The organism is Streptomyces sp. SAS_281, from assembly GCF_052542855.1.
The window spans coordinates 50463-76833 of record NZ_JBMNDO010000017.1 but is presented as its reverse complement, the minus strand read 5'-3'; the positions used below and the strand labels follow the sequence as shown (position 1 = coordinate 76833).

General features: G+C 71.4%; 24 protein-coding genes and 1 pseudogene. 12 read left to right on the top strand and 13 right to left on the bottom strand.

Features of this window, described 5'->3' with window-relative positions; genetic code table 11:
* Positions 1-18: 18 nt before the first annotated feature.
* The 5 genes and pseudogenes from ACN6LM_RS09275 (at position 19) to ACN6LM_RS09255 (ending at position 5153) form a co-directional block, all read left to right on the top strand.
* Positions 19-1320 (top strand): MFS transporter, encoded by a 1302-nt coding sequence (locus ACN6LM_RS09275; protein WP_445064812.1) that lies wholly within the window; start codon positions 19-21, stop codon positions 1318-1320.
* Between the two features lie 157 nt (positions 1321-1477).
* A pseudogene (locus ACN6LM_RS09270) lies at positions 1478-2308 on the top strand (aldehyde dehydrogenase family protein); the annotation flags it as partial.
* Positions 2309-2499: 191 nt separating this feature from the next.
* Positions 2500-3069, top strand: a complete 570-nt coding sequence (locus ACN6LM_RS09265) for a hypothetical protein (protein ID WP_445064825.1) — start codon at positions 2500-2502, stop codon at positions 3067-3069.
* Between the two features lie 96 nt (positions 3070-3165).
* Positions 3166-4656 (top strand): AlkA N-terminal domain-containing protein, encoded by a 1491-nt coding sequence (locus ACN6LM_RS09260; protein ID WP_445064811.1) that lies wholly within the window; start codon positions 3166-3168, stop codon positions 4654-4656.
* Positions 4653-5153 (top strand): methylated-DNA--[protein]-cysteine S-methyltransferase, encoded by a 501-nt coding sequence (locus ACN6LM_RS09255; RefSeq protein ID WP_445064810.1) that lies wholly within the window; start codon positions 4653-4655, stop codon positions 5151-5153. Before ACN6LM_RS09260 ends, ACN6LM_RS09255 begins: the two co-directional genes overlap by 4 nt.
* A gap of 71 nt (positions 5154-5224) precedes the next feature.
* Here ACN6LM_RS09255 and ACN6LM_RS09250 read toward each other — a convergent pair whose 3' ends face one another.
* Entirely contained in the window at positions 5225-5809 is a 585-nt protein-coding gene (locus tag ACN6LM_RS09250; RefSeq protein WP_445064809.1) for a TMEM165/GDT1 family protein, read from the bottom strand.
* A 239-nt stretch (positions 5810-6048) separates the two neighbouring features.
* A complete protein-coding gene (locus ACN6LM_RS09245; RefSeq protein WP_445064808.1) occupies positions 6049-6690 on the bottom strand; it encodes a class I SAM-dependent DNA methyltransferase in 642 nt (213 codons plus the stop codon).
* A gap of 41 nt (positions 6691-6731) precedes the next feature.
* Here ACN6LM_RS09245 and ACN6LM_RS09240 point away from each other — a divergent pair, with 41 nt between their 5' ends.
* A complete protein-coding gene (locus tag ACN6LM_RS09240; RefSeq protein WP_445064807.1) occupies positions 6732-6932 on the top strand; it encodes a DUF2191 domain-containing protein in 201 nt (66 codons plus the stop codon).
* A 16-nt stretch (positions 6933-6948) separates the two neighbouring features.
* On the opposite strand, the gene ACN6LM_RS09235 is transcribed toward ACN6LM_RS09240, so the two are convergent.
* Positions 6949-7440 (bottom strand): NUDIX domain-containing protein, encoded by a 492-nt coding sequence (locus ACN6LM_RS09235; protein WP_445064806.1) that lies wholly within the window; start codon positions 7438-7440, stop codon positions 6949-6951.
* A gap of 126 nt (positions 7441-7566) precedes the next feature.
* On the opposite strand from ACN6LM_RS09235, the gene ACN6LM_RS09230 reads away from it, so the two are divergent.
* The 6 genes from ACN6LM_RS09230 to ACN6LM_RS09205 all read left to right on the top strand — a co-directional run bounded on the left by ACN6LM_RS09230 (position 7567) and on the right by ACN6LM_RS09205 (position 13777).
* The gene (locus tag ACN6LM_RS09230) at positions 7567-8682 is read left to right on the top strand and encodes a glycerate kinase (protein WP_445064805.1); all 1116 of its coding nucleotides are present in this window, start codon (positions 7567-7569) and stop codon (positions 8680-8682) included.
* A gap of 306 nt (positions 8683-8988) precedes the next feature.
* Positions 8989-9789 carry an ABC transporter ATP-binding protein gene (locus ACN6LM_RS09225; protein WP_445064804.1) on the top strand — a complete coding sequence of 267 codons (801 nt, stop codon included), beginning with the start codon at positions 8989-8991 and terminating at the stop codon, positions 9787-9789.
* The gene (locus ACN6LM_RS09220; RefSeq protein WP_445064803.1) at positions 9777-10559 is read left to right on the top strand and encodes an ABC transporter ATP-binding protein; all 783 of its coding nucleotides are present in this window, start codon (positions 9777-9779) and stop codon (positions 10557-10559) included. Before ACN6LM_RS09225 ends, ACN6LM_RS09220 begins: the two co-directional genes overlap by 13 nt.
* The gene (locus ACN6LM_RS09215) at positions 10556-11446 is read left to right on the top strand and encodes a branched-chain amino acid ABC transporter permease (RefSeq protein WP_445064802.1); all 891 of its coding nucleotides are present in this window, start codon (positions 10556-10558) and stop codon (positions 11444-11446) included. Before ACN6LM_RS09220 ends, ACN6LM_RS09215 begins: the two co-directional genes overlap by 4 nt.
* On the top strand, positions 11439-12530 hold the full coding sequence (locus ACN6LM_RS09210) for a branched-chain amino acid ABC transporter permease (RefSeq protein WP_445064801.1): 1092 nt from the start codon (positions 11439-11441) through the stop codon (positions 12528-12530). Before ACN6LM_RS09215 ends, ACN6LM_RS09210 begins: the two co-directional genes overlap by 8 nt.
* Positions 12527-13777, top strand: coding sequence for an ABC transporter substrate-binding protein (locus tag ACN6LM_RS09205; protein WP_445064800.1), 1251 nt, complete (start codon positions 12527-12529; stop codon positions 13775-13777). Before ACN6LM_RS09210 ends, ACN6LM_RS09205 begins: the two co-directional genes overlap by 4 nt.
* Before the next feature lie 74 nt (positions 13778-13851).
* Here ACN6LM_RS09205 and ACN6LM_RS09200 read toward each other — a convergent pair whose 3' ends face one another.
* From ACN6LM_RS09200 to ACN6LM_RS09155, 10 genes are all read right to left on the bottom strand, one after another.
* A complete protein-coding gene (locus tag ACN6LM_RS09200; protein WP_445064799.1) occupies positions 13852-16221 on the bottom strand; it encodes a discoidin domain-containing protein in 2370 nt (789 codons plus the stop codon).
* A 234-nt stretch (positions 16222-16455) separates the two neighbouring features.
* The gene (gene pssA, locus ACN6LM_RS09195) at positions 16456-17310 is read right to left on the bottom strand and encodes a CDP-diacylglycerol--serine O-phosphatidyltransferase (RefSeq protein WP_445064798.1); all 855 of its coding nucleotides are present in this window, start codon (positions 17308-17310) and stop codon (positions 16456-16458) included.
* A complete protein-coding gene (locus ACN6LM_RS09190) occupies positions 17297-17944 on the bottom strand; it encodes a phosphatidylserine decarboxylase (RefSeq protein WP_018100353.1) in 648 nt (215 codons plus the stop codon). The genes pssA and ACN6LM_RS09190 overlap by 14 nt, the downstream gene beginning before the upstream one ends.
* Positions 17945-18125: 181 nt before the next feature.
* On the bottom strand, positions 18126-19331 hold the full coding sequence (locus ACN6LM_RS09185; RefSeq protein ID WP_445064797.1) for an acyl-CoA dehydrogenase family protein: 1206 nt from the start codon (positions 19329-19331) through the stop codon (positions 18126-18128).
* Complete coding sequence (locus ACN6LM_RS09180; RefSeq protein ID WP_445064796.1) at positions 19328-19861, bottom strand: MaoC family dehydratase; 534 nt, start codon at positions 19859-19861, stop codon at positions 19328-19330. The genes ACN6LM_RS09185 and ACN6LM_RS09180 overlap by 4 nt, the downstream gene beginning before the upstream one ends.
* A gap of 1 nt (position 19862) precedes the next feature.
* Positions 19863-20825: an HpcH/HpaI aldolase/citrate lyase family protein gene (locus tag ACN6LM_RS09175; protein ID WP_445064795.1), complete on the bottom strand. Its 963-nt coding sequence runs from the start codon at positions 20823-20825 to the stop codon at positions 19863-19865.
* Positions 20822-22834 carry a protein meaA gene (locus ACN6LM_RS09170; protein ID WP_445064794.1) on the bottom strand — a complete coding sequence of 671 codons (2013 nt, stop codon included), beginning with the start codon at positions 22832-22834 and terminating at the stop codon, positions 20822-20824. The genes ACN6LM_RS09175 and ACN6LM_RS09170 overlap by 4 nt, the downstream gene beginning before the upstream one ends.
* Positions 22835-22843: 9 nt before the next feature.
* Complete coding sequence (gene ccrA, locus ACN6LM_RS09165; protein ID WP_445064793.1) at positions 22844-24205, bottom strand: crotonyl-CoA carboxylase/reductase; 1362 nt, start codon at positions 24203-24205, stop codon at positions 22844-22846.
* A 391-nt stretch (positions 24206-24596) separates the two neighbouring features.
* Positions 24597-25397: a GNAT family N-acetyltransferase gene (locus ACN6LM_RS09160; RefSeq protein ID WP_445064824.1), complete on the bottom strand. Its 801-nt coding sequence runs from the start codon at positions 25395-25397 to the stop codon at positions 24597-24599.
* A gap of 67 nt (positions 25398-25464) precedes the next feature.
* A complete protein-coding gene (locus ACN6LM_RS09155; protein ID WP_361022175.1) occupies positions 25465-26280 on the bottom strand; it encodes a TetR family transcriptional regulator in 816 nt (271 codons plus the stop codon).
* Positions 26281-26371 lie beyond the last annotated feature (91 nt).

The window sequence follows — 26371 nt, the reverse complement described above, 5'->3', positions numbered from 1 at the left end:
CACTTCCCGGGAGATCCCATGACCGCGGCACCGATCGAACGGCCCCAGCACCCCACCGACACGGTGGCACCCGCCGGCACCCGCACCAGGGCCTGGACGGTGACCGTGCTGCTCGTGGTCTTCATGATGGTCAACTTCGCCGACAAGTCCGTGCTCGGCCTCGCCGCCGACGAGATCCGCGCGGACCTGCACCTGAGTGCCACTCAGTTCGGCCTCGTCAACGGCGCGTTCTTCCTGCTCTTCTCCGTCGCCGCCGTCCTGGTCGGCCTCGCCGCGGACCGGGTCTCGCCGAAGATCCTGCTGCTCCTCATGGCGCTGCTCTGGTCCGTGGCCCAGGTGCCCGCCGCGATCGGCGGCGGCCTCGCCGTCCTCGTCGCCTCCCGGGTCTTCCTCGGCGCGGCGGAGGGCCCGGCCTTCCCGGTGGCGCAGCAGGCCACCCTCGCCTGGTTCCCCAACGACCGGCGCAACCTGCCGGGCGCCCTGATCACCCTCGGCGTCACGCTCGGGGTGATCACCTCCGCGCCGGGCCTGTCCTGGGTCATCCAGCACCACGGCTGGCGCACGGCACTGTGGGTGCTGGCGGGCGCGGGCCTCGTATGGGCCGCCGTCTGGAAGGCGCTCGGCGCGGACGGCGGACACCGCGTGGAGACCGCCCGTACGCCGGTCCGCGAGGAGGCCGCCGCCACCCCGGTCCCGTACCGCGCGATCCTCACCAGCCGCACCTGGATCGGCGCCACCTTCGCCTACTTCACCAGCTACTGGACCGTCGCCCTCATGCTGGTCTGGCTGCCGTCCTACCTGCGCAACGCCCTCGGCTACACGGCCGGCGAGGCGGGCACCGTCGTCGTCGCCCCCTGGACCATCGGCGCCGTCGTCCTGCTCGCCCAGGCCGGTGTCACCGGACGGCTGATGCGGCGCGGCGTCGGCAGCCGCCGCGCCCGGGGCTGGGTCGGCGGCACGCTGCTCGCGCTCGGCGCCCTGTGCTGCCTGGCCGTCCCGGTCGCGGACGGCTCCACGGCCAAGACCGTGCTGATCGCCCTCGGCTTCGGGTTCGGCGGCTCGTACGCGGCCGTCGCGGCGACCACCGTCAGCGAACTCGCCCCGCCGAACAGGGCCGGCGGCGCGCTGGGCGTCATGAACGCCCTGGTCACCATGGCCGGACTGGCCGCCCCGGCCGTCGTGGGCGCCCTCGTCGACGCCCAGGGGACCGTCGGCTACCAGAACGCCGTCGTGCTCTCCGGCCTGCTCCTCGTCCTGGGCGCCGCGGCATCCTTCCGGCTCATCGACCCGGCCCGCGACGCGTGCCGCCCGACCACCTGACCCTCCCCCCCACCGGACCCACCCAAGGAGCCCGCCCGTGAGCGCCGCCCCCGCACTCGACACCAGCCCGCTCGACCTCGCCGTGGCCGGCCTGCGCGACCGGGCCGGCACCTGGACCGCCACCCCGCTCCCCGAACGCGTCGCCCTCCTGGAGCGCATGCTCCCGCGCATCGCCGGGGCCGCGCCCGCCATGGTCGCCGACGCCGCCGCCGCCAAGGGGTACGCCGCCGACTCGGCCTGGGCCGCCGAGGACTGGGTCACCGCCCCCTGGGCGCTGGCCCAGACGGTGAGCGCCTACCTCCACGTGCTGCGCAGGCTGGCCGCCGGACAGGACCCGGTCGACCGCGGGGCCGTCCGCGAACGCGGAGGCCGTGTCCTGGTCGACGTCTTCCCCGCCACCGGATCGGACCGCCTCCTGCTCAACGGGTTCACCGCCGAGGTCTGGACCCTCCCCGGGACCACCCGCGCACAGGCACTGGCCGACGCGGCGGGGGAGTACCGGGGCCGCCGGGGCCGCCCGGCCGTCGCCCTGGTCCTGGGCGCGGGCAACGTCCCCGCGATCACCCCGCTGGACATCCTGCACAAGCTGTACGCGGAGGGCGAGGTCGTCCTCGCCAAGATGAATCCCGTCAACGCCTACCTGCGCCCGCACTTCGAGGAGGTGTTCGCCGAGTTCATCGAGAAGGGCTGGGTGCGCTTCGTGGACGGAGGCGCCGACACCGGTGCCTACCTCACCACCCACGACGGCGTCGACACGATCCACGTCACCGGCAGCGAGCGCACCCACGACGCGATCGTCTGGGGCACCGACGAGCAGGCGGAGCGGCGCAGGAGTGAGGACACCCCGCTCAACGACAAGCCGTTCACCAGCGAACTCGGCGGCGTCAGCCCCTGCATCGTGGCCCCGGGGCCGTGGAGCGCGGCGGACTTCCGGTTCCAGGCCGAGCACATCGTCACCAGCAAGATGAACAACTCCGGCCACAACTGCGTCGCCAGCCAGATCCTCGTCGTCCCCCGCGAGTGGGACGGCACCGAACGGCTGCTCGCCGAGATCCGCCGGGTCCTGCGCGCACTGCCGCCCACGCCGACTACTACCCCGGCGCCGCCGACCGCCTCGGCGCGGTCGTCCGTGCCCACCCGGACGCCGAGACCCACGCCGAGGGCGCCTGCCGCCTCCTGGTGCCGGACATCACGGACGAGGGCGACCCGATGCTGGACACCGAGGTGTTCGCCAGCGCCCTCGGAGTCGTACGCCTGCCGGGCGCCGACGCCCGCGCATTCCTGCGCGCGGCGACGGAGTTCGCCAACGACCGGCTCCCCGGCACGCTCGGTGCGACCCTGCTCGTCCACCCCCGCACCGAACGCGCCCACCGCAGCGCGGTCGAGGAGGCGGTCGCCGGCCTCCGCTACGGCACCCTCGGCGTCAACTGCTGGTCGGCCTTCGGCTTCCTGCTCGGGTACACCCCCTGGGGCGCCTTCCCCGGGCACGACCGCCAGGACATCGGCAGCGGCGTCGGCTTCGTGCACAACGCGTTCATGCTGGAGCACGTCGAGAAGACGGTCGTACGCGCCCCCTTCGCACCCGCCCCGCGCGGCCTGTTCACGGGCTCCCCGTCCCTGTCCCCGCGCCCGCCGTACTACGTCACCAACCGCACGGGCCGCACGACCATGGAACGGCTGACCGCGTACACGGCCGACCCGAGGGCGACGAGGCTCCCCGGCATCTTCGCCTCCGCGCTCCTGGGCTGATCCGAGCGCCATGGGCGTCGGGCAGCCCCAGGCAGCCCGACGCCCATGTCGGATTTCCGCCAGCCTCCGCCCCCACCCGTGGCCCATCCTTGAACCATGCACACCGACACCGAGCGCTGCGTCCGGGCGGTCCGCTCCAAGGACGCCCGCTTCGACGGCTGGTTCTTCACCGCCGTCCTGACCACCCGGATCTACTGCCGCCCGAGCTGCCCCGTCGTGCCGCCCAAGGCCGAGAACATGACGTTCTACCCCAGCGCGGCCGCCTGCCAGCAGGCCGGATTCCGGGCGTGCAAGCGGTGCCGCCCCGACACCAGCCCCGGATCCCCGGAGTGGAACGCCCGCGCGGACTCGGTGGCCCGCGCGATACGCCTCATCCGCGACGGCGTGGTCGACCGCGAAGGCGTGCCCGGCCTCGCCGCCCGTCTCGGCTACTCGCCCCGCCAGATCGAACGCCAGCTGGTCGCCGAACTGGGCGCCGGACCGCTCGCCCTGGCCCGTGCCCAGCGCGCCCAGACCGCGCGCGTGCTCATCGAGACCACCGACCTGCCCATGGCCGAGATCGCCTTCGCCGCCGGTTTCTCCTCCGTACGCACCTTCAACGACACCGTCCGGGAGGTCTTCGCCCTGGCCCCCGGCGAACTGCGCGCCCGCGCCGCCCGCACCGCACCCGCGCCCACCACCCCCGGCGTCATCACCCTGCGCCTGCCGTACCGGGCCCCGCTCAACCCCAGCAACCTCTTCGGCCACCTCGCCGCGACCGCCGTCCCCGGCGTCGAGGAGTGGCGCGACGGCGCGTACCGCCGCACCCTCACCCTGCCGCACGGCCACGGCATCGTCGCCCTCACCCCGCGCCCCGGCCACATCGCCTGCCGGCTCGCCCTCACCGACCCGCGCGACCTGACCCTCGCGATCAGCCGGTGCCGCTGGCTCCTCGACCTGGACGCCGACCCGGTCGCCGTGGACGAACAGCTGCGCACCGACCCGCTGCTCGCCCCGCTGGTCGACGCGGCACCGGGCCGCCGGGTGCCGAGGACCGTCGACGGTGCCGAGTTCGCCGTCCGCGCCGTGCTCGGCCAGCAGGTCTCCACCGCCGCCGCCCGCACCCACGCCGCCCGTCTGGTCACCGCACACGGCACCGCGGTGGACGACCCCGAGGGCGGACTCACCCACCTCTTCCCGGACCCGGAGGCGCTGGCCGGACTCGACCCCGAGCGGTTGGCCCTCCCGCGCAGCCGCCGCCGCACGCTCACCACCCTCGTCCGGGCCCTGGCGGACGGCTCGCTGCACCTCGGCCCCGACTCCGACTGGGAGCGGGCCCGCACCGAACTGGCCGCGCTGCCCGGGTTCGGCCCCTGGACCGTCGAGGTCATCGCGATGCGCGCCCTCGGCGACCCGGACGCCTTCCTCCCGACCGACCTCGGCATCCGCAGGTCCGCCCAGCACCTCGGCCTGCCCTCCACCCCGGCCGCCCTCACCGCCCGCGCGGCCGGCTGGCGCCCCTGGCGGGCGTACGCCGTCCAGTACCTCTGGACCGTCGACGACCACCCCATCAACCACCTCCCGGACGCGGAAGGGAGTGCCCCGTGACCCGGCAGCACACCGTCACCGACAGCCCCTACGGCCCGCTGACCCTCGTCGCCACCGACGGGGGCCTCGCCGGCCTCTACATGACCGGCCAGCGCCACCGGCCTCCCGAGGAGACCTTCGGCGCACCCGATCCGCGCCCCTTCACCGAGGCGATCCGCCAGCTCGACGCCTACTTCGCCGGCGAACTGCGCGACTTCGACCTGCCGCTGCACCTGGACGGCACCCCGTTCCAGCGCGGCGTCTGGGAGCAGCTGCGGCTCATCCCGTACGGCGAGACCCGCTCGTACGGGGAGCTCGCCGAGAACCTGGGCAAGCCCGGGGCCTCCCGGGCGGTGGGGTTGGCCAACGGCAAGAACCCGGTCGGCATCATCGTGCCCTGCCACCGGGTGATCGGGGCGTCGGGCGGCCTCACCGGCTACGGGGGCGGGCTGGACCGCAAGCAGCGCCTGCTGGCGTTCGAGAACGGCACCGAGGAGACCACTCCTGCGCTGTTCTGAAGCGGATACGCCGATGGGCCCCGCACACACGCCTGTGTGCGGGGCCCATCGGCGTACGGCTGTTCCGCGGGTCAGCCGGTGAAGATCTCCGTCACCGTCCAGATCGCCAGGCCCAGCATGCACAGCCCGCCGATGCGCTGCACGGTCTTGAGCGGTACGCGCTTCGCGATGAACCGGCCCGCGAGCAGCGCCAGCGCGGACACGGACATCAGGGCGGCGGCGGAGCCGATCGCGGTGGACCAGGTGCCGTTGCTCGCCGCCAGGTTGGCGGTCGTGATCTGCGTGAGGTCGCCCCACTCGCTGATGAACACCGCCATGAACGCCGTCGAGTACACCGGCCAGAACCCGGTCACCGTCTTCGGGCCCGACTCGTCGTCCTCGTCGTCCCCGCCCCCGCGCAGCAGCATGAACGCGCCGAAGGCGAAGAGGCAGGCCGACACCAGCTTGACGATCCAGTCGGGCAGCAGACCGAGCAGCCCGCCCGCACCGACCGCGATGGCGACATGCACGAGGAACGCGGACGAGGTGCCGAACCAGACGTAGAGCGGACGCATGCGCGTGCCCATGGCGAGCGACGCGAACATGGTCTTGTCCGGGAGTTCGGCGAGGAAGATCAGCCCGAAAGCGGTGAGGATCGCCAGGGGGTCGAGATGCATTCCGGGTGGCTTTCTGTACGAGCCGGGCCCCGGGTCTCCGCGAAGTGCCGGTCGGCGTTTCGGAGGACCACTCGGCCCGGCATGACGGCACCGCCCACAGGGCGTGGGCGTGTCACACCTGACCGAAGGTCTCGCCCACCCGTGATGATCCACGAGCCCGGCCACCGGGAACCGCGAGGCTCCAGTGTGTCGACGACCGGTTTTCGGGGCTACTCCCCTTCGCAGCCCTCAATGCTACCTCACCCGGTCGGACGCCGCGCGAGCAGGAACGCCTGCGGGGTGCCTTCGTCCGGGTCCGCGGCCCGCACCAGCCGGGCCCGCACCTCGAAGCCGGCGGCGTCGAGCAGCGCCGCCACCCGGTCCGGGGCGAAGCGGTACACATCGAGGTCCACGGCGTGCCCGTACGCGTGATCGAGCCGTACGCCCTCGTCGTCGCCCGCCTTGAAGGCGATGAGCAGATGGCCGCCGGGGGCCAGGACCCGGCGGAACTCGGCCACGTACGCCCCCAGCTCCACCGGCGGCGTATGGACCAGCGAGTACCAGGCGACGGCCCCTGCGAGCGAGCCGTCGGGCAGGGCCAGCGCGGCCATCGTCCCCACCTCGAACCGCAGGTCCGGGTGGCGTCGCCGGGCCTCGGCGACCATGCCGGGCGAGAGGTCCACGCCGGAGGCGTCGAGGCCCAGGTCCCGCAGATACGCGGTGACCCGCCCCGGCCCGCAGCCGAGATCGGCGACCGGCCCGCCGCCGTCCCCCCGCACGTACACGGCGAACGTGCCGAGCATCGCCCGGTCCAGGTGCTTCGCCGCCAACTCGCCCGCGAGAAGCGCGGCGTAGTCCGCCGCGACGGTGTCGTACGAGGCCCGGGTGGCGTGGAGAGTCATGCCCGGGACCGTACCGGGACGCGCGGTGCTACCGTCGCGCCATGGCGAAGGTGGCGATCAGTCTCGACGCGGAGCTCGTGGTCGAAGTGATGGTGCTCGCGGGCGTCGGCAGTCCGCAGGACGCCGTGGAGGCGGTCGTACGCGACTACATCGCGCGCGGCCACCGCACCGAGGCCCGGGTCGCGGCGCGCGACGAGACCAGGCGCGAGGACGAGACCAGGCCGCCGGACACCCAGGGCTGACCGGGCACCCGGGCCCTCAGCCGACGGGGCGGCCGTCCTCCAGCTCCACGGCGCCCGTGCCCGACGCCAGAGCCTCCAGCGCCGCGTGCATCCGCCCGGCGCGCGCACCGATCAGATACCGGTCGATCTCCGCCGGCTCGACCAGCTTCCACGACAGCAGCTCCGACTCCTGGAGCCGGACCGCCTTCAGCTGCTCGTCGTCCAGCACCCCGCCGTCGTACACGTACGCCACGACCGGCGGCCGGTCGCTGCCGCGCGTCCAGTCCACGACGAGGAGCCGGCCCGGCTCGACGTCGAGCCCGATCTCTTCCAGCGACTCGCGGCGCGCGCCCTGCCGCGGGCCCTCCCCGTCGGCCGATTCGACCGTCCCGCCGGGCAGCGTCCATCCCTCCCGGTAGCTCGGCTCGACCAGCAGCACCCGGCCGCCCGCGTCCCGGAAGATGCAGGCGGCTGCCACGAGGACCTTGGGAAGACCGGCGATATACGTGGCGTAGTCAGTAGTGGTCATACGGTCAGCGTAGGCCCGCTTTGATCGATCAGACCATGGGCAGGGAGGGGGTGCGGCGGATAGGGTCGGTGCGGCGCGACTGCCTGTTCGAATGCAAAGGGAATCATGGTGACGGACGGAGCAGTGATGGAGACCGCACGCGTGCTCGTCGCGGCGGACAAGTTCAAGGGCTCGCTCACGGCCGTGCAGGTCGCGGAGCGGGTGACGGCCGGGCTGCGGCGCGTCGTCCCCGGTGTACGGGTGGAGACCCTGCCGGTCGCCGACGGCGGCGACGGCACGGTGGCGGCGGCGGTGGCCGCCGGCTTCGAGCGCCGCGAGGCGCGGGTGACAGGGCCCCTGGGCGACCCCGTCACCGCCGCGTACGCGGTGCGCGGGACCACCGCGGTGGTCGAGATGGCCGAGGCGTCCGGCCTCCAGCACCTGCCCGAGGGGGTCTTCGCGCCGCTCACGGCCACCACCTACGGCTCCGGAGAGCTCCTGCTCGCCGCCGTCGAAGCGGGGGCCCGGACCATCGTGTTCGGCGTCGGCGGCAGCGCCACCACGGACGGCGGCGCGGGCATGCTCGCCGCGCTCGGCGCGCGCTTCCTCGACGCGGACGGCAGACCGGTCGGGCCGGGCGGCGGCGGCCTCGCGGACCTCGCCGACGCGGACCTCTCCGGGCTCGACCCCCGCTTCGGCGGCATCGACCTCATCCTCGCCAGCGACGTCGACAACCCGTTGACCGGTCCGAAGGGCGCGCCGGAGGTCTACGGCCGCCAGAAGGGCGCGACAGAGGCGGACATCGCGACGCTCGACGCGGCCCTCGCCCACTACGCCTCCCTCCTCGGCCCCGAGCAGGCGGAACTCCCCGGCGCCGGGGCGGCCGGCGGCATCGGCTACGGGGCGCTCGTCGCACTCGGCGCGCGCTTCCGCCCCGGGATCGAGGTCATGCTCGACGTCCTCGGCTTCGCGCCCGCACTGGACCGGGCGACGTTCGTCATCACCGGCGAGGGCTCCCTCGACGCCCAGACCCTGCACGGCAAGGCCCCGGCGGGCGTCGCGTCGGCGGCGCGGGCGGCGGGCGTCGAGGTCGTCGCGGTGTGCGGCCGCCTCGCGCTGACGCCGGAGGCACTGGCGGGAGCCGGGATCCGGCGGGCGTACGCGCTGCTGGACCTGGAGCCGGATCCGGCGGTGTGCATGGCGGAGGCGGGGCCGCTGCTCGAGCGCGCGGCGGAGTCCATCGCACGCGACTTCCTGGCCTGAACCGGGGGCTCCGCCCCGGACCCCCGCTCCGAGATCGCCGGAGGGGCTTGATTCCGGTGCGGCCACTTCCAGCCCCGCCGGCGTCCGAGGCGCGGGGTCCGGGGGCGGAGCCCCAGTTCCGGACGGGGCGAGCAGGGGACAACGCCCGCCGCGGGCGCCCCCCGCCCGCCCCCTCTGTGCGCCCGCACAACCCACCCCCGCCCACCCGGGGCACCCGCAACGCTTCCCCCCGCCCCCCATGGACGCCCCCCTCCTCCCCCTGCTGACCTGTGGCAACACAGGAACCGCGGAAGGAGGAGGACCCCCATGCCCACGCTCGAGATCCGCGCACTCTCCGCCGCCTACGGCCCCGTACGCTCACTGCGCGGCATCGACCTCGACGTCCCGGACGGCACGATCACCGCCGTGCTCGGCGGGAACGGCGCCGGCAAGACCACCCTGCTGCGGGCCGTCTCACGGACCCTCGGTTTCCACGGCGGAACCGGCGCCGGCACCGTACGGTTCGACGGGCGCCCCCTGGACGGGCTGCGGCCCGACCGGGTGGTGGCCGCCGGGATCGTCCAAGTGCCCGAGGGCCGGCAGGTGTTCGCCCGCATGACGGTGGCCGACAACCTGCGCGCCGGAGCCCTCGGCGCCGACGGAGGCCGCAAGGCGGCGGCCGAGGCGCTGGACCGCGTCCACGAGCTTTTCCCCGTGCTCGCCCGCCGCGCCCACCAGAGCGCCGGGCTGCTGTCCGGCGGCGAGCAGCAGATGCTGGCCATGGGCCGCGCCCTGATGGCGCGGCCCCGGCTGCTCCTGCTGGACGAACCCTCGCTCGGCCTCGCGCCCCTGATGGCGCAGCGCATCGCCGACACGGTGCGCGAGATCAATGCCGCCGGCACGTCCGTCCTGCTCGTGGAGCAGAACGCGTCGATCGCCCTGCGCCTCGCCACCACGGCGTACGTCCTGGAGGTCGGCGAGGTCACCCTGCACGGGCCCGCCGACGAACTGGCCGCATCCGACGAGGTGCGCCGCCGCTACCTGGGCGTCGTGGACGAGGCGGCCGCCGCCGACGCGGACCGGGCGGCGGGCACCACCGTACGCACCCTGAGCAGGTGGTCCGCGTGACCGCCCCCGCCCCGCTCACCGTCCAGGACGTCACCGTACGCTTCGCCGGGCTCACCGCCCTCGACGGCATCTCGTTCACCGTCGAGCCGGGCAGCGTCCACGCCGTCATCGGCCCCAACGGAGCCGGCAAGTCGACCACCTTCAACGTGCTGTCCGGGGTGTACCGGGCGGCCTCCGGAAGCGTCCGGCTCGGGGAGACCGAGCTGACCGGGCTCGCCCCGCACCGGATCGCCGCGCTCGGGGTGGCCCGGACCTTCCAGAACCTCGCGCTGCCCCCGTACGCCACCGTCGCCGACACCCTGATGCTCGGCCGGCACCGGCTCACCCGGGCGGGTTTCCTGGCCGCGGGGCTGCGGCTGCCGGCCGCCGTCCGGGAAGCCCGCGCGCATCGCGACAGGGTCCGCGAGATCGCCGAATTCATCGGGCTGGAGGCGGTGTTGGACCGGCCGGCGAGCGCACTTCCGTACGGGCAGCAGAAGCTGGTCGAGCTGGGCCGCGCGCTGTGCATGGAGCCTCAGGTGCTGCTGCTCGACGAACCCGTCGCCGGCATGACCGCCGACGAACGGCAGCGTACGGCGGCGGTCGTGGCCGGGGTCCGCGACGGCCTCGGCATCTCGATCGTGCTGGTCGAGCACGACATGGGGGTGGTGATGCGGCTCGCGGACGCCGTGACCGTACTCGACTTCGGACGCAGGATCGCCGGCGGCACCCCTGCCGAGGTCCAGAACGACCCGGCCGTCGTCCAGGCCTATCTGGGAGCACCGCAATGACCACCTTCATCGAACTCCTCCTCGGCGGCCTGTCCATCGGCTCGGTCTACGCCCTGATCGCGCTCGGCTTCGTCGTGATCTTCAAGGCCACCGAGGTCGTCAACTTCGCCCACGCGTCCCTGCTCCTCGCGGGCGGCTACGTCACCGCCGTGCTCCACGACGACATCGGCTTCTGGCCCGCCCTCGCGACCGGCATCGCGGGCGCGGCCGTCGTCGGCGCCGCCGTCGAATTCCTGGTGATGCGCCGTTACCGGGGCAGCGACCACAGCGTCCTCGCCATCGTCACCATCGGTGTCGACATCCTCCTGACCACCGAACTCACCCGGCGCATGGGCACGGAGGTGCTCGCGCTCGGCGACCCCTGGGGGAACCGGGTCCTCACCGTCGGCGGGGTCACGCTCGCCCAGACCCGGGTGGCCGCGTTCGTCGCCGCAGCCCTCCTCATCACCGTCTTCCTGCTCGCCTTCCGCTTCACCTCCTGGGGCGTCTCGATGCGCGCCGCCGCCGAGAACCCTCGGACGGCCGCGCTGATGGGGATCAGGCTCGGCCGGGTCTCGCTCGCGGCCTGGGCGGTGGCCGGGGCGCTGGCCGCCGTCGCCGCGCTGTTCCTCACCGTCTTCCCCACGCCCGGCCTGGAACGGGCGACCTCGCTCGCCGCGCTCAAGGCGTTCCCCGCGGCCATCCTCGGCGGCCTCGACTCCACGACGGGCGCCCTGGCCGGGGGCCTGATCGTCGGCGTCACCGAAGCGCTCGCCACCGGCTACCAGAGCGATCTGTCGTTCCTCGGCCGGGGCATCGGCGACCTGGCCCCCTATCTGGTGATGGTGATCGTGCTGCTCATACGCCCCGCCGGACTCCTCGGCACGAAGGAGCCGGCCCGTGTCTGAGACCGCCACCCCGTTCCCGTACGCCGTCACCGCACGGCTGCGCCGTCCCCGCACCTGGCTGTGGGCGGCCGGCTCGGTGCTGCTGCTCGCCCTCCCCTTCTACCTGGACCGCTTCTGGCTCCAGGCCGGGCTGTTCGCGATGGCCGCCGCGATCGGCGCGATCGGGCTCAACCTGCTGACCGGGGCCACCGGGCAGTTGTCCATGGGCCACGCCTTCTTCCTCGCCGTGGGCGCGTACGGCTACTGCGTGCTGGCGGGGGAGAGCGGTACGGAGAACGGGCACACCCTGTCCGGGCTCGGCCTGCCCAGCTGGCTCGCCGCCGTGCTGGCCGTCCTCCTCGCCGGGGCCGCGGGCGGGCTGTTCAGCCCGATCGCGGGGCGGCTGCGGGGCGCCTACCTCGGCATCGCGACCCTGGCGCTGATCTTCATCGGCCAGCACGTGCTGTTCAACGCCTCGTCCCTCACCGGCGGTTACAACGGCCGCTCGGTGCCGCCGCTGTCGCTCTTCGGCCTCACCTTCGACGACAGCGAGGTGCTGGTCGCCGCAGTGCCGTTCCAGTCCTCCGAGAAGCTCTGGTACGCGGCACTGCTCGCCCTGCTCCTCAGCGGACTGTTCGCGCGCGGGGTGCTGCGCGGGCGGCCGGGCCGGGCGCTGAACGCGATCCGCGACCACCGCATCGCGGCCGGCGTGATGGGCGTCCCGGTGGCCCGCTACCGGGCCGGGGTCTTCGTGCTGTCCTCGATGTACGCGGGGCTCGCCGGGGTGCTCCTGGCCCTGGTCTTCCAGCGGACGGTGCCCGAGTACTTCGGCATGGTCCTGTCCCTCGAATACCTCGCCATGATCGTCATCGGCGGGCTCGGCACCGTGGCGGGGGCGGTCGTCGGCGCCGCCTTCGTCTCGCTGCTGCCCCAGCTCCTCACCCACTACAGCGACTCCCTGCCCCTGGTCGCGGCCCCCGGCACGGGCGGCCTGACTCCGGGCGAGGCATCGCGCTACCTGTACGGCGCCGCGGTGGTCGCGGCGGTCCTGTTCCTGCCCGGCGGCCTGACACGCCCGACGAAGAACTCAGGGGAGAAGAAATGAAACTGCGTGTGCTCGGGGCCGTGTGCGCGGCCCTCGCCCTCACCCTCACCGGGTGCAGCGAGAAGGCCAAGTCCTCCGACGGGGGAGAGGAGGCCAAGGGCGGGGTGAAGACCGGCGAGGGGGTGACCGACTCGACGATCGCGCTCGGCGCGCTCACCGACATGACCGGCGTCTACGCCTCGCTCGGCAAGAGCGTCACCCAGGCCCAGCAGCTCTGGGTGAAGCAGACCAACGCGGCCGGCGGCATCTGCGACCGCAAGATCGAGCTGACCGTGCGCGACCACGGTTACGACCCGCAGAAGGCCGTCGCCGGATACACCGAACTGGAACCGAAGGTGCTGGGCTTCGTCCAGTTCATCGGCTCCCCGTTCGTCGCGGCGGTGGAGCAGCGCATCGACGGCCAGGACAAGGGTCTCGTCCTCCCGCAGGCGTGGTCCGCGAACCTGCTGGGCAGCAAGTACGTTCGCGTCATCGGCGCCACGTACGACGTCGAGACGATCAACGCGATCGACTACCTGCTCGCGGAGAAGCGCATCGCCAAGGGAGACAGGATCGGCCACGTGTACTTCGAGGGCGACTACGGCGAGAACGCGCTCGCCGGCTCCAAGTACGCGGCGAAGCAGGCGGGTCTCACCGTCGTCGAGCAGAAGATCAAGCCCACCGACAACGACATGACCGCCCAGGTCGCCGCCCTGAAGCAGGCGGGCGTCAAGGCCGTCGTCATCAGTGCGGGCCCCCGCCAGGCCGCCTCGCTCGTCGGGGTCGCCGCCGCCACCGGCCTCAAGGTCCCGGTCATCGGCAACAACTCCGCGTACGCACCGCAGTTGCTGAAGACGCAGGCCGGCCCGGCCCTGATGCAGGACTACTACGTCGCCGCGTCCACCCTGCCCATCGGCGACCCGGGCACCGGCCCGGCGAAGCTGGCGAAGGAGTACACCGCCGCCTATCCGAAGGACGGTCTCGACAACGGCGTCATCGCCGGTTACACGGCCGCCGACCTGTACGGCGAGGCCCTGAAGAAGGCGTGCGCGGCGAAGGACCTCACGCGCGAAGGGATCGACAAGGCGCTGTTGACCATCACCGGATTCGGCACCGATTTCGGGGTCTCCCACGACTTCACCGACCCGGCGGCGCCCTCCACCAGGGAGAGCGTGATCATGAAGCCGGACGACAAGGTCCCCGGGGGCCTGAAGGTGGTCAGGCCGGCCGAGGCCGCGGCGGCGGCCAAGAGCTACACCCTCAAGTAGTACCCCGCGCAAGGGAAAAGCCGGACGGGCGGCACGCATCACGCGTGCCGCCCGCCCGTGTGCCCGCAGCCCGGTCAGCTGGTGTATGCCTCCAGTTCCGAGAGCTGGGCGGCCGGCCAGCCGGTGTTGGCGGTGAACGTCAGGCGCAGATAGCGGGCCGACGTGCCCGGCAGGGTGACCGTCGCCTGATTGCCGCTCGACGGGTTGAAGGTGTAACCCGCTGACCCCTTCAGGGAGTTGTACGTGCTGTTGTCCGCACTGCCCGACACGCTCAGGGTCTGGGTGCGGGTCCCCCAGGCGGACGACGGCGGCAGCTTCAGGACGAGCCGTTTGACGGACTTGGCCGCCCCGAGGTCCACGGTGATGGTCTGCGGGAAGGCGTGGTTGGTGCTCTCCCAGTACGTGTTCGCGTTGCCGTCGACCGCCTGGGACGCGCCGTACACGTCGGCGTGGCCGGACTCGGTGACCGGGCGGCCCTGGGCGAGGTTGCCGGTCTCCTCGGGCGGGTCGGTCGGGTCGGTCGGCGGGTCCGTGGGGTCGGTCGGCGGGTCGGTCGGGTCGGTGCCGCCGCCCGGGACGCCGCCGTTCGTCCACACCGGGTCGGGCCAGACGCCGGTGCAGGCCGGCGGGTCGGCGTACCAGCCGGAGTTCCCGGAGCCCCGGGTGATCCGGAAGCCGCTGCCGACGCAGTTGTGGATCGGGTTCGACTGCGCGATGTGCGTCGCCGTGACGTTGTCGAAGGTGGCCGTGCCGGGGGCCTGGATCTGGAGCGCGTAGGTGCCGGCGCCGTCGATCCTGATGTTCTTGAAGTGCAGCCCGTTGGACGCCCCCTCGATGAGGTGGATCGCGGCGTAGGAGCTGTCCAGGACCTCGCTGTCGGTGATGTTGATGTTGCCGTTGATCGGTTCGTTGAGCCCGCTGAACCAGATCGCGCCGACCCCGAAGTTCCAGTTGTAGTCGCTGTTCCCGGTGCGGATCAGGGTGTTGCGGGCAGCCGTGGTGGTGCCCGAGACGGCCGTTCCCTGCCCGGAGTTGACGCCCGGATAGCGGTTGGCGATGTGCAGGCCGCCGCCGTTGGTGATGGTGTCCGCCATGACGTTGTCGGACAGGGTGATGTCCTTGCCGCCGTACGTGACGATGTTGTTGGCGAGGATCGGCAGGATCACCGTGTTGAACGTGAACTTGTTGTTCACGTTCGGGACGTTCTCCGCCCACATGGCGAGCCCGTCGTCACCGGTGTTGCGGACGAAGGTGTTGGTGACCGTGGAGTTGGTGACGCCGTAGTGGAAGTTCACCCCGTCGGCGGTCTGGTCCAGGATGCGGCTGTTCTTGATGGTGAAGTCGTCCATCGGGCCGTCCATCCAGGCACCGCACTTGGTGTGCTGCATCCAGACGTTGTCGACGGTCGAGTGGGACATCGCCCCGCCGATGGCGTTCACCTGGTCGTTGTCGACGCGCTCGCGGATGTCGCCGATGATGGCGAAGTCCTTGAGGGTGACGTTGCTGCTGCCGCCGTCCCCGGCGTACTTGCCGTAGACACCGACGGCCTTGCTCCGGTTGGACGGGTCGCGCCCGGTCAGCACGGAGTACCAGGGACCGGCGCCCCGCAGGGTCACCTTGTCCACGATGATGTGGTCGCGGACCTGGAACGTGCCCTGCGGGATGTACACCTCCTTGCCCTGCGCCCGGCCCGCGTCCACCGCCGCCTGGATCTTGGCGGTGGAGTCCGCGGCCCCGGTCGGGTCGGCCCCGAAGTCGGAGACGACGTCCAGCGCGCCGGAGGGCTTGGCGACGGGCGCGCCCACCTGCTCGAAGTCCGCCAGGTCGATGGTGAACGACGGTGAGGCGGCGGTGGACGACACCTGGAGCCGGACCTTCGTACCGGCCGGCAGCGTCGATCCGAACATGGTCCGGGTCTCGTCGTAGAAGTGGTGCGGGTTGGTGTCGACCGGGTTGTTGTTGAACGGATACCCCCCGTAGTACCAGCCGTACGTGGAGGTCACCGGCACCGCCTTGGCCGAGGCCCCGTTCACGCGTACGTCGATGGAGGCGTTCCGGCCCGTCCCGGCGGCGTTGTCCGGCAGCGAGTACCGGAAGGACATCGCGTTGGCGGGGGCGGTGAGCGTGAACTCCACGTACTCACCGACCGCGTCCAGGGTCACCGCCTGCCGGCCCGACGCCTCGGAGGGCAGCGTGCCGTAGCGGCGGTTCGGGCCGATCAGGGTGCCGTTGGTGGCCCCGTACTCGGCCTCCTGTTCCTTGAACGGGACGGTCGCGCCGCGGCCTGGAACGGCGAGCGGCGAGGGGGCGGGGACACCGGCTGCCTGGGCTGCCGGTGCGCCGGTCAGCACCACGGCGGCGGCGGTGCCGAACGCGGCGAGTGCCAGCGAGAGGGAAGCGGACATGGACCGCTTGAGCAGCGGTCGTCGGGGTGGGGAAGTCACGTCGAAGTCGTCCTTGCGGCTCGTGGGGGCTCTTCGGACGTCCCACAGGCTAGGAGCACCGTCGCAAGGAAGTCCACGGTGCTGCGCAAGAATTCGTCGTATGAGCTCAAATAATCGACGTTCACATGGGAAGAATGTGCGCTGTGCGGGGGGTTGAGGGGGAAGCGCCGGAGCACGCACGAGGGCCCGGATGCCTTGCCGGCATCCGGGCCCTCGTGTCGTTCGTACAGTCCGCTACGGCAGCTGCGCCGCACGCGCCTCGCGTCGGTTGCCGCGGAAGGTGTTCACCCGGCGGGCGGTCGCGAAGAGCGGGATGACCGCGCCCAGGACCACCTGGAGCGCGCAGCCGGTCTGGAGGAGCAGCTGACCGCCGGGGGCGTCCAGCGCCCAGGCCGCCAGCAGCCCCATCGCCGCCACGATCCAGCCGAGCATCGCCACCGCGAGGACGCCCCGCGGCTTCGGGTACTCGACCCGGCTGACCATCAGCCACGCCACCCCGATGATGGCGAGCAGCGTCGGGACGAAGGGCAGCTCCAGGAGCACGATCGAGATGACCGTGAGCGCTCCGAACGGGCTCGGCATGCCCTGGAACATGCCGTCCTTCATCGTCACGCACGAGAACCGCGCGAGTCTGAGCACCACCGCGAGCAGCACCACGATCGCCGCGAGCGCCGAGACCCGCTGGTGTGCGTCGTCCGCGACCATGCCGTACACGAGGACGAAGTACGCCGGGGCGAGCCCGAAGCTGATGAGGTCCGAGAGGTTGTCCAGCTCGGCGCCCATCGGCGAGGAACGCAGCTTGCGGGCCACGAGCCCGTCGAACAGGTCGAAGATCGCTGCCATGAGCATGAGGATCACGGCGGTGGCGGCGGAGTGGCGCGCCATGCCGCTCTCGTCGCTGCCCGTGAGGTGCGGGATCAGGATGCCCGTGGTGGTGAAGTAGACCGCCATGAACCCGCACGTGGCGTTACCGAGAGTGAGGGTGTCCGCTATCGAGAGCCGCAGCGAGAGCGGCATGTCGTCGACGTCGTCCTCCGTCTCGGCCTCCGGGACCCAGCCGGCCTGGGTGTCGGGATCAATCACGGTCAATGCGAGTCACCCCCGCGGTGGTGGCCTGGCCGACCTCGACCGCGACGTCCACACCTTCCGGAAGGTAGATGTCGACGCGGGAGCCGAAGCGGATCAGCCCGATGCGCTCACCCTGCTCCACCTTCGTGCCCTGCGGGATGTAGGGGACGATGCGGCGGGCGACCGCGCCGGCGATCTGCACCATTTCGATGTCACCCAGCTCGGTGTCGAAGTGCCAGACAACGCGCTCGTTGTTCTCGCTCTCCTTGTTGAACGCCGGGACGAAGCCACCGGGCACGTGCTCCACCGACGTCACCGTGCCGGCCAGCGGCGCGCGGTTGACGTGGACATTCAGCGGGCTCATGAAGATCGCGACGCGGGTGCGCCCGTCCTTCCACGGCATGATGCTCTGCACCACGCCGTCGGCCGGTGAGATGACGCGCCCCCGGGTGATCTCGCGCTCCGGGTCCCGGAAGAACCAGAGCATGCCCGCCGCGAGCGCGGTGGTGGGCACGGCCACGGCCGCCCAGCGCCCGGACCGGCGGGCGCGGGTCAGGCTGAGGGCGGCGGTGGCGACGGTCGGCAGGAGCCACGGCGAAGCTCCGCGTGCGATGCGGACCCGGCCGCGTGAGGCAGAGGTATGGCTGTCGGGCATGGATGACCTTCGTAGCGGATTGAGCCGCGCTGGCAACGGGGGACGGCGGCTTTTCCGGCGATGTTATCGGTTGCTGGCCGCAACTGGGCAAGCCAGCAGCCGAGTCGGACGTCTGGAAGGCACCGGTTGAGGATGACAGGGTGTGATCTTCTTCGCGGCCAAATCACCGCGAAAGGGGCGATCAACCCTGGAAACGGTACTCCTCGAGGAGCCGGCGCCCGATGATCATTTTCTGGATCTCGGCGGTACCTTCACCGATCAGCAGCATCGGGGCCTCGCGGTAGAGGCGCTCGATCTCGTACTCCTTGGAGAAGCCGTAGCCGCCGTGGATACGGAAGGCGTCCTCGACGACTTCCTTGCAGTACTCGGAGGCGAGGTACTTCGCCATCCCTGCCTCCAGGTCGTTTCGCTCCCCGGAGTCCTTTTTGCGTGCCGCATTTACCATCATCGCATGGGCGGCCTCGACCTTGGTGGCCATTTCGGCCAGCTTGAACTGGATCGCCTGGTGCTGCGCGATGGGCTTTCCGAAGGTCTGGCGCTGCTGTGCGTAGGAAACGCCCAGTTCGAAAGCACGCTGCGCGACGCCGCAGCCACGGGCGGCCACATTGACCCGGCCGACCTCGACTCCGTCCATCATTTGGTAAAACCCTCGGCCGGTGGCACCCCCCAGCACACGATTGGCCGGAATTCGCAGTCCGTCCATGATGAGCTCGGTGGTATCGACCCCCTTGTAGCCCATCTTGTCGATCTTTCCGGGGATCGTGAGCCCGGGCCGGACCTCGCCGAAGCCCGGCTCCTTCTCCACCAGGAACGTCGTCATCGACTTGTGCGGTGCGGTGCCCTCGGGGTGGCCTTCGTCACTCCGGCACAGGACGGCGACGAGCGACGACGTACCGCCGTTCGTCAGCCACATCTTCTGGCCGTTCAGGACGTACTCCTCGCCGTCCCTGACGCCCTTGGAGCTGATCGCCGAGACGTCCGAGCCGAGCGCCGGCTCCGACATCGAGAACGCGCCCCGCACCTCGCCCAGTGCCATGCGCGGCAGGAAGGTGTCCTTCTGCTCCTGTGTGCCGTGCTGCTTGAGCATGTACGCCACGATGAAGTGCGTGTTGATGATGCCCGACACGCTCATCCAGCCCCGGGCGATCTCCTCCACGCACAGCGCGTACGTGAGCAGTGACTCGCCCAGACCGCCGTACTCCTCGGGGATCATCAGCCCGAACAGGCCGAGCTCCTTCAGCCCCTCCACGATCTCGGCGGGGTACTCGTCGCGGTGCTCCAGCCGCGTCGCGACCGGAATGATCTCCTTGTCGACAAAGTCCCTGACCGTCGAAAGGATCTCCTGCTGGACCTCGGTGAGCCCGGCCGTCTGGGCGAGTCGCGTCATGACTGCTTCTCCACGTTCTTCTGCGAAGGCTGGCTGAGCTCCGGGCGGCCGGGCTGCTCCCCGCCCCGCTCCTTGATGTACGTCGCGGTGGGGACCATGACCTTGCGGCGGAACACGCAGACGAGCGTGCCGTCCTGCTTGTAGCCCTTGGTCTCCACGTAGACGATTCCGCGGTCGCTCTTGGAGCGCGACGGCGTCTTGTCCAGGACCGTCGTCTCGCCGTAGAGCGTGTCGCCGTGGAAGGTCGGCGCCACGTGCTTCAGCGACTCGATCTCCAGGTTGGCGATGGCCTTTCCGGAGACGTCCGGCACCGACATGCCGAGGAGGAGCGAGTAGATGTAGTTGCCGACGACGACGTTCTTGCCGAAATCGGTCGTGCTCTCCGCATAGTTGCTGTCCATGTGCAGCGGGTGATGATTCATGGTCAGCAGGCAGAAGAGGTGGTCGTCGTATTCGGTGACGGTCTTTCCGGGCCAGTGCTTGTAGACCGCACCGACCTCGAATTCCTCGTAAGTGCGCCCGAACTGCATCTCAGGCCTCCGGGGCTTCGAACTTGGAGGTGCGCTGCATGCCGGCCGCCCGGCCCTTGCCCGCGACGACCAGGGCCATCTTGCGGCTGGCCTCGTCGATCATCTCGTCGCCGAGCATCGCCGAGCCCTTCTTGCCGCCCTCCTCGGAGGTGCACCAGTCGTAGGCGTCCAGGATCAGCTCGGCGTGGTCGTAGTCCTCCTGCGAGGGCGAGAACACCTCGTTCGCGGCGTCGACCTGCCCGGGGTGCAGCACCCACTTGCCGTCGAAGCCGAGCGCCGCCGCCCGGCCGGCCACCTCGCGGTAGGCCTCCACGTCGCGGATCTGGAGGAAGGGGCCGTCGATCGCCTGGAGGTCGTGCGTCCGGGCCGCCATCAGGATGCGCATCAGGATGTAGTGGTACGCGTCCGCCGGGTAGCCGGGCGGCTGCTGGCCGACGACCAGGGTCTTCATGTTGATCGACGCCATGAAGTCGGCCGGGCCGAAGATCAGCGTCTCCAGGCGGGGCGAGGCGGCACCGATCTCGTCGATGTTGACGAGGCCCTTGGCGTTCTCGATCTGCGCCTCGATGCCGATCCGGCCGACCTCGAAGCCCATGGTCTTCTCGATCTGGGTCAGCAGCAGGTCCAGCGCGACGACCTGCTGGGCGTCCTGGACCTTCGGCAGCATGATGCAGTCCAGGTTCGGCCCGGCGCCCTCGACCACCGTGATGACGTCGCGGTACGTCCAGTGCGTCGTCCAGTCGTTGACCCGGACCACCCGGGTCTTGCCCGTCCAGTCGCCGTTGTTCAGGGCGTCCACGATGTGGTGGCGGGCGCCCTCCTTGGCGAGCGGCGCGCAGGCGTCCTCCAGGTCCAGGAACACCTGGTCGGCGGGGAGGCCCTGGGCCTTCTCCAGGAACCGGGGGTTGCTTCCCGGTACCGCGAGACAGGAGCGGCGCGGGCGCAGTCGGTTGACGGCAGTCATGCGGGGACCTCCAGAGGGTCGAGCTTGTTCGCTTTCCGGATCTCGTCGACGATACGGCCGATGATCTCCGTGATGCCGAAGTCCTTCGGGGTGAACACGGCGGCGACACCGGCCCTGATCAGGGCTTCGGCGTCGGCCGGGGGAATGATGCCGCCGGCGATGACCGGGATGTCACCGGCCCCGGTGCGGCGCAGCCGGGTCAGCACGTCCGGCACCAGCTCGGCGTGCGAGCCGGACAGGATGGACAGGCCGACGCAGTGCACGTCCTCGGCGACGGCCGCCGAGACGATCTGTTCGGGCGTCAGGCGGATGCCCTGGTAGACCACCTCGAAGCCGGCGTCCCTGGCCCGCACCGCGATCTGCTCGGCGCCGTTGGAGTGACCGTCCAGGCCGGGCTTGCCGACCAGCAGCCGCAGCCGCCCGGCGCCCAGGTCCTCGGCGGTCCGCGCGGTCTTCTCGCGTACGACGGCGAGCGGCGAGCCCTCCTCGGCGGTGACCGCGACCGGGGCGGACGACACCCCGGTCGGCGCCCGGAACTCGCCGAACACGTCGCGCAGCGCCCAGGACCACTCGCCGGTGGTCACCCCGGCACGGGCGCATTCGACGGTCGCCTCCATCAGGTTCCCGGTACCGGCGGCGGCCTTCTTCAGCGCGGCCAGCGCCTCGGTGGCCCGGGGCTCGTCGCGGTTGTCGCGCCACGCGTGGAGCGCGGCGACGACCTTGGCCTCGTTCGCCGGGTCGACCGTCATGATCGCCCCGTCGAGGTCGGCGGTGAGCGGGTTGGGCTCGGTCGTCTCGTAGACGTTGACGCCGACGATCTTCTCGTCACCGGCCTCGATCCGGGCCCGCCGCTCGGCGTGCGAGGAGACCAGCTCGGACTTGAGGTATCCGGACTCGACGGCGGCCATGGCGCCGCCCATCTGCTCGATCCGGTCCATCTCGGCCAGTGAGTCGGCGACCAGCTCGTCCACCTTGGCCTCGATGACGTGCGAACCGGCGAAGATGTCCTCGTACTCCAGCAGGTCGCTCTCGTGCGCCAGGACCTGCTGGATGCGCAGCGACCACTGCTGGTCCCAGGGCCGGGGGAGCCCCAGCGCCTCGTTCCAGGCGGGCAGCTGGACCGCGCGGGCCCGGGCGTCCTTGGAGAGGGTCACGGCCAGCATTTCGAGCACGATGCGCTGGACGTTGTTCTCCGGCTGGGCCTCGGTCAGGCCGAGCGAGTTGACCTGGACGCCGTAGCGGAAGCGGCGCTGCTTGGCGTCGGTGATGCCGTAGCGCTCACGCGTGACCCGGTCCCAGATGCGGCCGAAGGCGCGCATCTTGCACATCTCCTCGATGAAGCGGACGCCCGCGTTCACGAAGAACGAGATCCGCGCGACGACGGCCCCGAACTTCTCCTCGGGCACCTGCCCGGAGGCGCGTACGGCGTCGAGGACGGCGATGGCCGTCGACATCGCGTACGCGATCTCCTGGACCGGGGTGGCCCCGGCCTCTTGGAGGTGGTAGCTGCAGATGTTGATCGGGTTCCACTTGGGGATGCGGTTGACCGTGTACGTGATCATGTCGGTGGTCAGCCGCAGCGAGGGCCCGGGCGGGAAGACGTGCGTCCCGCGCGACAGGTACTCCTTGACGATGTCGTTCTGCGTGGTGCCCTGGAGCTTGCCGGGGTCGGCGCCCTGCTCCTCCGCGACGACCTGGTAGAGCGCCAGCAGCCACATGGCGGTGGCGTTGATCGTCATGGAGGTGTTCATCTGCTCCAGGGGGATGTCCTGGAACAGCCGGCGCATGTCACCGAGGTGCGACACGGGCACACCGACCCGGCCGACCTCGCCGCGCGCCAGGACGTGGTCGGGGTCGTACCCGGTCTGGGTCGGCAGGTCGAAGGCGACCGACAGACCCGTCTGGCCCTTGGCGAGGTTCCGCCGGTAGAGCTCGTTGGACGCCTCGGCCGTGGAGTGGCCCGCGTACGTCCGCATGAGCCAGGGGCGGTCCTTCTGGCGTTCGGTCATCTCTGGACCTCAGACGTTCCGGAAGCGGTTGATGGCGTCCAGGTGCTTCTCGCGCATCTCCTGGTCGCGCACGCCCATGCCCTCGCGGGGGGCCAGCGCCAGGACGCCGACCTTGCCCTGGTGGGCGTTGCGGTGCACGTCGTGGGCGGCCTGGCCGGTCTCGTCGAGGGAGTAGACCTTGGAGAGCGTGGGGTGGATCTTGCCCTTGGCGATGAGGCGGTTGGCCTCCCAGGCTTCGCGGTAGTTGGCGAAGTGGGAGCCGATGATGCGCTTGAGCGACATCCACAGGTAGCGGTTGTCGTACTCGTGGTTGTAGCCGGAGGTCGAGGCGCAGGTGACGATGGTGCCGCCCTTGCGGGTCACGTAGACGCTCGCGCCGAACGTCTCGCGGCCGGGGTGCTCGAAGACGATGTCCACGTCCTCGCCGCCGGTCAGTTCACGGATGCGCTTGCCGAAGCGCTTCCACTCGCGCGGGTCCTGGTTCTGCTCGTCCTTCCAGAACCTGTAGCCCTCGGCGTTGCGGTCGATGATCGCCTCGGCGCCCATCTTCCGGCAGATCTCCGCCTTCTGCTCGCTGGAGACGACGCAGATCGGGTTGGCGCCGCCGGCCAGTGCGAACTGTGTCGCGTACGAGCCGAGTCCGCCGCTGGCGCCCCAGATCAGCACGTTGTCGCCCTGCTTCATGCCGGCGCCGTTGCGCGAGACGAGCTGGCGGTACGCGGTGGAGTTGACCAGGCCCGGTGCGGCGGCCTCCTCCCAGCTGAGGTGGCCGGGCTTCGGCATCAGCTGGTTGGACTTGACGAGGGCGATCTCGGCGAGACCGCCGAAGTTGGTCTCGAAGCCCCAGATCCGCTGCTCCGGGTCGAGCATCGTGTCGTTGTGCCCGTCGGACGACTCCAGCTCCACGGAGAGGCAGTGCGCGACGACCTCGTCGCCCGGCTTCCAGGCGTTGACGCCCGGGCCGGTCCGCAGGACGACGCCCGCCAGGTCGGAACCGATCACGTGGTACGGCAGGTCGTGGCGCTTGGTGAGCTCACTGACCCGGCCGTACCGCTCCAGGAAGCCGAAGGTGGAGACCGGTTCGAAGATCGAGGTCCAGACGGAGTTGTAGTTCACCGAGCTGGCCATGACCGCCACCAGGGCCTCGCCCGGACCGAGTTCCGGCACCGGCACGTCCTCCACGTGGAGTGACTTGCGCGGGTCCTTGTCGCGGCTGTCGACCCCGGCGAACATCTCGGCCTCGTCCTTGTGGACGGTGACCGCGCGGTACGACTCGGGGACGGGCAGCGCCGCGAAGTCGGCGGCGGTGGGCGCGGCGGAGCCGCCCTTCGCTTCGGTCTGCGACTGGATCGCGTCCAGGATTTCCTTCACGGGTGCCTCCGGCGGATGGGGTCTCCCCGGCTCGAGCGAAGACGAGAGCTCGGGGAAGCGTTGAGGGAACGCTGAGGGTCCCTGGGAACAGGGGATACGGGTCTGGAGGTGTGCCGTCGGTTCGGCGGGGGTGGTACTCGGCTGCTTGCTCTGTGGAGCAGAAGGGTTGCCTGGTGACGCAGGCGCCCGGGCGCGCAAGCGCGGTGGCTTGCGGGGACAGCCGGCGTACGTGAGTTGCCAGCACGCCGGCCGCCCGGATGCCTTCAACGTATGGCACTGCGTGACAGCTGACAAGGCACTCGGTGCCAGTAATTTCCCTCAATTGTCAGCCGGTCGCCACGCATGAGCAACACGGGCTGCGGTATGTACGGAGACGTTCCGATATGACCGGTCAGGGGCGTGTGGGGCGGTATACGTACGGAGTCGTGGTGGTCAGTGCCGTGAAGCCCAGCCGCTCCAGGATCGGGCGGCTGTCCTCGGTGGCGTCGACCTGGAGGTGGTCGTAGCCCCGCTTCGCCGCCACGCCCGCCCGGAAGGCCACCAGCGCCCGGTAGACGCCCCGCCCGCGCCACGCGGGGTCCGTGCCGCCGCCCCACAGCCCCGCGAACCCCGTGCCCGGGTACAACTCCATCCGGGCGGAGCTGACCGGCTCGTCGCCCGCCATGGCCACCAGCGCCACGAAATGCTCCGGGTCCTCCCGCAGCCGGTCCAGGACCAGCCGGCGCAGCCAGGACCCGTCCCTGCCGAAGGCCCGTTCATTGGCGCGCGCCATCAGCTCCGCGCCCGCCTCGTCCCGGACCTCTTCCAGCCGGACGCCCTCCGGCAGCCGTACCTCCGTCACCAGCCCGGCCACCCGCGCCACGAGCAGGGTCTCCGGCTCCTCGGCCTCGAAACCGGCCGCCTGCAGCCGTGCCCCCAGGTCGGCGGGCCGGTCGTGCCCGTAGAGCTTCCACTCGAACTTCTCGCAGCCCGCCCGCTCGCAGTACGCCACCTGCTCCGCGACCGCCGCGTCCGCCCGGGCGGCGTCCAGGTCCGGCGCGGACCACACCACCCCGTTCCAGGCGTGCGCGGCGCCCACCTGCCGTACGACGTCACCGGTGCGTTCGACGCGGACGTCAGGGCTCTCGGGGCGGGCCCGTTCGCGCATCACCCGGTCGAAACGGGCGAGGAGGCGGGCCGGGTCGGATGCCACATGATCGTTCATGCGCCACACCCCAGCATCGGGGACCCGCTCCGGCAACAGGGTTTCCCCGGGCGGCTCAGCGCTCCTTGAGGGCCTGCTGGATCGTCCGCATGACCTCGTCCAGCGGCGCGTCCGTACGCGCCACCGCGACCAGCACCTCGCCCTGGGTCTCCACGGACGCGGCCGGCGGCTTCGCGGGTTCGGCGCCCGCCGTGCGGCCCGCGCCGATGCCCGTTCCGAAGGTGTCGCGCACGATGGCGAACGCCTGGTCGAGCTGCGCCTCCACATCGCCCTGCCCGTCCGCCCGCAGCCAGCGGCGCAGCACATGGTTGTGCGCGGTGACGACGGCGGAAGCGGCGACCTCGGCCAGCAACGGGTCGTCGTTGCCGGGGTGGTGGTCGCGCTCGTCGAAGTGGCCCAGCAGATAACGCGTGAACAGCCGCTCGTAGCGGGCCACCGAGGCGATCTCCGCCTGGCGCAGGGTCGGCACCTCGCGGGTCAGCTTGTAACGGGCCACGGAGACCGCGGGCTTGGCCGCGTACATCCGCATGACTTCCTTGATGCCCCGGCACACCGTGTCGAGCGGGTGCTCGTGCGCCGGGGCCGCGTTGAGGACGGCCTCGGCCCGCACGAGGGTGTCGTCGTGGTCCGGGAAGATCGCCTCTTCCTTGGAGCGGAAGTGACGGAAGAAGGTCCGCCGGGCCACGCCCGCCGCGCCCGCGATCTCATCGACCGTGGTCGCTTCGTACCCCTTCGTCGCGAAGAGTTCCATCGCCGCGGCGGCCAGCTCGCGGCGCATTTTGAGCCGCTGGGCGGCGGCACGGGTGCCTGCGGCACTCTCCGGGACGTCGGGCGCGGCGGACACACGGGTGGACCTGGCGGGCTGGGACATGGTGTGAACGTACTGCATGGGGGCGGGAGAGCGCTCCTGCGGGGGCGGGCCGCCCGGAGGCCCGAGCAGCCCGCCCCAGCCGGCGCCCCCG